Raw genomic sequence first — 7,168 nt, 5'->3', positions numbered from 1 at the left:
TGTACCGTATTTGCTGTGCTGTTTCTTAAACCCTTTGCCAGCAAGTCTTTCAAGACTTAACGGGAAAAGTCAGATCCAAACTGATTGCTATTTTAAGTGGACGGACTCAAGAAATAATAAAGGAAACTCTTATAGGGTGGGGAACTGAAGTCCTAGAGAAAATAGAGGAAGTCAGTATAGATTTATGGAAAGGTTATAAAAACTTAGTGACAGAATTAATGCCTGAAGCTCAAGTAGTTGCAGATAGATTTCACATTATGGTTCAGATAAATAAGGAATTAGATACACAGAGAAAAAGAGAAAGGCGAAATACACAAGAGTTAATAAGAAAAGCAAAGACATCAAAAGAAAAATTCAAACAGGAGCAAATCTTATCAGGATAAAAAAAAGTAAATATGTTTTACTTAAAAATTGTACAGTGACTTATTAAATGACGTTGAGACAAATTCGTGTCATCGACTTAAATCCTTACCCACTTTAGGCTTGCAACTACTGGTGTTGATATAGCTTGTAAGCTCCCTGTGCTACTTTTAGGCTTAACGCTCTTTGAGTACAAGGTTTATACCCTCAATGACATTAATTTAGCACAGCGACAAATAAAAAGTCACTGTACAGCTTGGCGTCAATGCTTTTTAATTCAGGGAAGTATTGAAAAAGCAAAAACCTTTTGTAACTTGACTTGTAAAATTATTTTAGATGGTAAATATTTTTATAAAACATTTCACTAAGGTCTTATCAGTCAAAGATTGTATATTTTTAATTAGATAATGGCACCAGAGATATGTAATTTACTCAAATGCAAAATACTTCAAAACTAGTAAAAAACATCGCGGTGTTCTAAAACAAAAATTAGTATTCTTGCCTCATTTCTCAATAGCTATTAATGATTATGATGGGATTTGATCGTACTGCCGGATATCCTGGGTTCCCTTGTGGATATGTGGGTATGTAATTCGATGCTGGATATCCTGGCGGTGTTGGAGGAGAGCTTTGTATGTATCCTGGGTTCCCTTGTGGATATGTGAGTATGTAATTCGATGCTGGATATCCTGGCGGTGTTGGAGGAGAGCTTTGTATGTATCCTGGATTCCCTTGTTGATATAGGGGTGTATAAGGCGCAGAATAAGTTGAAGATGCTGGAGGACAACTTAATGTATATCCTGGATAAGTTTGCGCGTAAGTAGATATGCCAGTTGATGAGGGATAGCTATAAATTGTCGAGGGAGAATTAGTTGTTTTTTGTTGCGTATTAGTTGATAGTTGATTTGTTGGCGATACTGTTTGTGTACCAGAGTCAATACCAAACACTTCTTTTAAGATGTACCTACTCTTTTGATCAAGAATGGGTTTAAGAGGTACCGCTAAAGTTTTTTGAGCGGTCAAAGTAAATATTGAAATAGCTAGCATCGCTAGGACAGGTAACTGATTAAATCTTCTTAACAAGTGTTTGTGCTGTCTAACCATATTGTGACTCCTGTAGTTAACTCTACGAGAACTGGTAAATTCATATGTGTTTCAGCTAAACTGTTAAGGGAAGCAGAAGAGAGAAAAATGCTTAACTGAACCTATTGACTTACAGTTAGGCTTTCTCCTCTACCTATAAACTTAATGATTTGCAGCTTCTATTTCTTATAACGATCATCAAACGCAAAATATTCCAAAACTTGCAAAAAAAAATTTGTAGCGTTACAGGATAAATCTTTTAGCCCTTACCGTGTTCTCTAAAATCCAGGAATTTTAGCTACCAATATTTGTGTTGGGCGGTTTATGGAATGTATTGTACGGTAAAGCAAGGAAGGTTTACGCTAGCTCGTTAGGATATTTGCATTTTTACAAGTACAATCAGGATATAAAAGCTCCAAGCGCAAAATATTAATTTACATTCCTTTATATTCAGGCTCAAAAATATTTTGCAGTTACCAACTCATCAATATTCATGTATTGCTCTAGAAACTTCTGCTCACTCTTGTTCTAGATGCAATGCTTCGTCTAATACTGCATTCGTAAACTTTATGCTTTCTAAGTAAGTCTGGTAAGCTGCCACTGGCACTGTCAACACATCACTCCAAGCTTCCTCTTGCTCATGAAAAGCTTGAATTGCTGAGTCTTTTGCAGCACCTAAGTTCCCACTTATTAGTCCTAATCTATAAGTTTCCGACACTGCTGGTAGTTCCTCAATTAACTCGTGGTAATAATCTCCTACTGCCAACAAGTGGTCATAAATCTCGCGTGAGAGCCTTTTTCCAACTGGTTGTAGTAAATTACAAGTTAATGCAGGAACAACATGCCAAGTCTCAGCTAGCAAATCTGGTCCAACCCCAGACATCTCTGGAGGAATCAACAAATCCACATCGTTGAGAAACTCTGTTTTGACAGATAACAACATCATAGTGGCAATTGCCCACTGTTTTTCTTCTACTGATGGTTCAGGTTCTTTGACAATTATTACGTAGCGCGGTGGTGAATTTCCTGCTAAAAATCTTTGCACTGAAGAGGGGTACAAAGATTGTTGTTCTTCAGTTGAGAACTCTAGAGGACTTTGCACCAAGCGGCTCACTTCCCAGATTTCCCCAGACTGTGGAATTGGTCTGTTAGTACTTTGTGTATTATTCCTATTTATACGCATAAGTTTGTAATACCCAACGAAGGTACCTTAATGTTGGGGATTTAGAGTATGATTATATCTATATATTAGTTAACGAACGAGCGCGCCCAATTATGACGGCTCGTTTAAATCTTTACAAATTTGAGCAACAACAAATATATGAGCTATTGATTTACCATTGATTTCCTGAGGACTCGTGTATTGCTTTCCGCTTGCCAATTGCTTGCTGTTTTTGCTTAACGTTTTCAAATTTGAGTAATCCTAACGCCTCAGCAATTCGTTCTAGCAGTTCCTGCCAACGTTTACAGACTTCACTTTGGCTAACTCCTAGTTCAGTAGCAATTTGCGTTTGTGTTTTTTCGTCAATCTTCCCTTGCCACAGCTTGAGATATTTTTGATGAGGATACTTTTGATCAAGTTGGTGAATTGCCTCTACCGCTTGAACAATCAAATCTGCACGCTCTGCTGCGTCTAAGACATTATATTCATCAGGAATCGTATCTAGCAGAGGTATATCTGTCTCAGGAATAACGCAATCTAAACTTTGATAATTTCGCAGTCTCTCTTTACGAACAAAATCAATGACTTCACACTTAGCTACCGTGAAAGCCCAGTGATAAAACTGTTCCACTTCCCTTAACTGAAATTTTCCAGCTTCAATAGTCTGCAAAACTTTTAAATGAACTGCCTGAACAGCATCTTCCCAAGATAAGCTTGTATTTCTAGTGTATTTACGAGCAATCTGCTCTAGTTTGTGGCAATAGTACGAGTCGCGTAAAATTTCCTGGTAATAACACTCTGATTGCTGTTGTGATAACATCTGGCACGTCCTTCTCGCTTGGACATTGTGTGTATTGGTGTAGTTTTTTGCTTAAACCACTGCCAAGTCGAACCCAGTTATGTAGCAATCGCAGTGTATTTAAAGTTTGCTCTAATCCTTTGAGCTTTCTGGTACAAGGATTTGCTTGCTGCCAGTAGACACTACAAACTCTACCGGAAGAACTGTAAAATGCCTATTGGCGTTAACTTGCGTTCTAAGGCTAACGATACTGTAAGAAGGTTCGGGTTTAACCAAGCAGTTAAAAGTGCTTCAAATCCTCGAACTACATGCTGGTCATTCTTGCAGCTTTAGAAATACAACCAGTAGTGTTCAATTAGTTTCTTCTTTTAAACTTACCTCTCATCAAGATTTTTATAATAGCGACACTAGACTTATTTACAAAAAATAATGATTAGGATTTAGATGAAGGTAGTGTCAAGAAATTATCATTCCAAAGTAATCACGTTTTACTTCTTTAGATACATGAAAATCAAGACATACGTAACTGCTAACTAAGCAATGTTCAGATATGAAGCTACTTGAGCTTACATATTGCTGGACTTTTTCCCTATCACATATAAATCCTTCATCACATACAGGATTGCTCAACTTCAAAACTGTAAACTAGCGAAGACTTAGGATTGCTCTTTCACTTTGAAGATTGAATGGACATTGTAACAAGAAACGCAATAGTTTAAGTTTCTTTACTAAGAGATACTTAGCTTCTCCGTGTCCGTCGTGATTTGCCAATATCGAATGGAGCGCCGCTTGCCAAAAATAATCTCTCTAATATATCGAACTTCCAGATTACCATTCGAGAAAACACGGTTAAATTTTCGCCATTTGTTATATCTGATGCTTTGCCCTTTTGGTAGCCAAACTCCGTGGTTACTACGTATAGCTACAACAAAACAGAGTTGCAATTGATTTAATACACTAATAAAATTGCCATCACTTTCCCCATACAGGCTATCTGCTAAAACTAATTTAAACTGTAATAACTGCCGTTTTCACCCATCAAGATGTCGTTTTGTTTACCTTGTTGCTGTTTTCAATAGCATCTACTCGGTAGTTTAGATGTGTTAGCAAATTATAACGACTATATTTAGGCTGAAGCTAATTTAGTGGATTTCATTCTTTAAGAGGATGTTTTAAAAGTCAAACTGATTAAAAATTATGCAAGTGGTCGAACGATAATACATATCATGGCAACATAAGATAAAAGCAAAAATATTTGTTATCAATTAGACTATCTGAATAAAAATTACTATTTAACCTTGAGTGCAACCAAGCGAACCCAGCCTGTTTCAAACTTTTCGGCGTAGCCTACTGTTGGTAATTCAGTCAGCGCCTACTGAGTTACGCACTCTTGTCCTCTTAACTCTAATTAGTGGTTCTAGCCCAGCAATTTCACTGTTTATCAACAAAATTATTATTGATCGAATTTCCCATTTACTAGGGAAATTTACAACAGTAAGCTCGCTCGCTCTTATCCTACAAGAGCCACTCCTACTTTGGAGCATTGGAGGATTAATATTACTTAATTTATTAACCGACTCAATGAGCGCGATCGCTAGCTTGGTTTTTTCTTCTCTGCGCGATCGCGTTCAAGGTTTCGCTCAAAGTATTGTGCTGAATAAAGTTGCTAATTTTGCGGATATCGCGTTATTTGAAACCCCCGAATTGTTGAACTTGGTTCAACTGGCAGAAACAGGAATAGAACGGCTCAAGGAACTATCCTTGCTTGTAATTACAATTTTGCATGGTTTTTTTATTTTAATTCCTGCTATTTTGCTCTCTGGCTCAATTGCTTGGTGGATACCGTTAATTTTATTTACCTCTGCTACACCAGCGATTTATGTGGAATTGACTTACCGCAAAAAAAGCTGGGAAGTCGAAGAAACTCAGGCGAGTCTTGTCCGCCAAATGAACTTGTATGGGGATGTCTTAATGGGTGAAGCTTATGCCAAAGAATTACGCTTATTTCAGCTACAACCTTTATTGCTGGAGCGGTGGCAAAATCTTTTCCAGACCATGTTTAGATCGATGCAGCAAATCCGCAAAAAAGGGACGGTGCTGGTAATCACTTGGTCAATGGTGAATGGATTAGGAACCGCTTTACCCTATATTTATGTTGTTATAGGAGCTTTACGTGGGATTTATACTTTAGGAGATTTAGCACTTTATGCAGGTTTGATCCTACAAGTACGCCAGAGTTTGTTTTTACTAATTAATAATGGGTCTAACTTGTATGATGTGGTTTTAGGAACTCGTCCGATTTTTCAATTATTAGAACTGAAGCCAAAATTGCGGTTATCGTTAGCCTCAAGGGAGGATACTGCTGCTAAATTGTCTTTGACACCAAAGGCGATCGCCCAGCACCAGGGAATTCAAATCAAAAACGTATCTTTTTCTTATCCAGGTAGCGATCTCCAATTTCTAGACAACATCAACCTTACAATTCAGCCGCAGCAAATGATTGCCTTAGTTGGTGAAAATGGTGCGGGGAAAACAACTCTGGCTAAGTTACTCTGTCGTCTGTACGACCCAAATAGTGGAAAAATTTTCTGGAACGGAGAGGATTTACGCGAAATTGACTTGGCACAGCTATACTCACGCCTGGCTGTGGTGATGCAAGATTACGCTCGGTTTCCAGCTACAGTGTCTGAAAATGTGGGTTTTGGGTACTTACCTGCGTTACAAGATGTTAACGCCATCCAAGAGGCTCTGAGGGTAGCAGGAATTGCCAAAGCAGTGGACAATCTGCCGCAAGGCTTAGAGACACTATTAGGTAAGCAATTAGTAGGTGGGGTGGACTTATCGCAAGGACAGTGGCAAAGAATTGCGATCGCTCGTGCGCTGATGCGATTATCCTCGACGGAACTATTAATTTTGGACGAACCGACAAGCGCACTTGATCCGAAAACCGAACATGATATTCACCAACTTTTACGTAACATTGCTGCTAATAAAATGGCTGTTGTCATCAGTCATCGTTTAGCTTTATCCAAGCTGGCAGACCGAATTATTGTTTTAAAAAATGGCAAAATTATAGAAACAGGAAGTCATGAGGAATTAATAGCAAGAAGCGGACAATATCATCTCATGTTTACCCGTCAAGCAAGTAGCTATCGATAGACCGAACTGTCAAATTGAGGTTGGGTAATTGAACTTTTAAAAAAGCGATTGTGACTTTAGCTGTTATGAACCAGCAAATCAAGCAACAGGGTTGCTTTCTGTTTCAGTTCACTGTCTTTACTTTTGAAAGCAAAGTTGAGCAACCCGCTTTGAAACTTTGAAAGCATAAAGCGAGCAACTTGCTCATCTTATGCTTTTGTGACTTTAGGCACAATGTGTCCAGTATACAAGGCATAAGTTGTCCGCCTCTGTAACTTAAGGGATAAAGTGGCCGGAATTAAAGGATAAAATGGCCGCTTTTAAATCCTGAAATGCTTATTTTTGCGTTGCCCAAAGCCTTTATACTACGTCGGAAATTATTTATCGAAAACAGGTTTTGAAAGCAAAACATGAGCAAAGGTTCTGTTTTGTAACCCTAACCTGAGCAAACATATTCATGCCCAGCATTAAAACTTTGCTTAGGTATAGCTGCTATGAAAACCGAAATCGAGCAACAGAGTTACTTTCTGTTTGAGTTCACTGTCTCTACTGGGAGCAATGCGATTTTGTGAGGTCGGCTAAAAAAGGTGCGATCGCTAAATTCTTGTCTCAGTGTTCATTATTTA

4 protein-coding genes and 2 pseudogenes are annotated in these 7,168 nt (G+C 38.2%); 2 read left to right on the top strand and 4 right to left on the bottom strand.

The window, feature by feature from the left end:
* Positions 1 to 77 precede the first annotated feature (77 nt).
* Positions 78 to 303: pseudogene (locus ACEYW6_RS35295) on the top strand (transposase); the annotation flags it as partial.
* Positions 304 to 870: 567 nt separating this feature from the next.
* Here ACEYW6_RS35295 and ACEYW6_RS35290 read toward each other — a convergent pair.
* From ACEYW6_RS35290 to ACEYW6_RS35275, 4 genes and pseudogenes are all read right to left on the bottom strand, one after another.
* Complete coding sequence (locus tag ACEYW6_RS35290; RefSeq protein ID WP_412983460.1) at positions 871 to 1,464, bottom strand: hypothetical protein; 594 nt, start codon at positions 1,462 to 1,464, stop codon at positions 871 to 873.
* 496 nt (positions 1,465 to 1,960) lie between these two features.
* Complete coding sequence (locus tag ACEYW6_RS35285) at positions 1,961 to 2,626, bottom strand: hypothetical protein (RefSeq protein ID WP_412983459.1); 666 nt, start codon at positions 2,624 to 2,626, stop codon at positions 1,961 to 1,963.
* A gap of 151 nt (positions 2,627 to 2,777) precedes the next feature.
* On the bottom strand, positions 2,778 to 3,425 hold the full coding sequence (locus ACEYW6_RS35280; RefSeq protein WP_412983458.1) for an RNA polymerase sigma factor: 648 nt from the start codon (positions 3,423 to 3,425) through the stop codon (positions 2,778 to 2,780).
* 719 nt (positions 3,426 to 4,144) lie between these two features.
* Positions 4,145 to 4,420 (bottom strand): annotated as a pseudogene (locus ACEYW6_RS35275) (IS701 family transposase); the annotation flags it as partial.
* Between the two features lie 286 nt (positions 4,421 to 4,706).
* Between ACEYW6_RS35275 and ACEYW6_RS35270 the strand changes: the two are divergent.
* Positions 4,707 to 6,563, top strand: a complete 1,857-nt coding sequence (locus tag ACEYW6_RS35270) for an ABC transporter ATP-binding protein (RefSeq protein ID WP_412983457.1) — start codon at positions 4,707 to 4,709, stop codon at positions 6,561 to 6,563.
* The last annotated feature ends 605 nt before the right edge of the window (positions 6,564 to 7,168 follow it).

It is taken from the genome of Nostoc sp. UIC 10607 (assembly GCF_047228265.1).
GTDB lineage: Bacteria > Cyanobacteriota > Cyanobacteriia > Cyanobacteriales > Nostocaceae > Nostoc > Nostoc foliaceum_A.
This window is presented reverse-complemented; position numbering and strand designations above follow the sequence as displayed.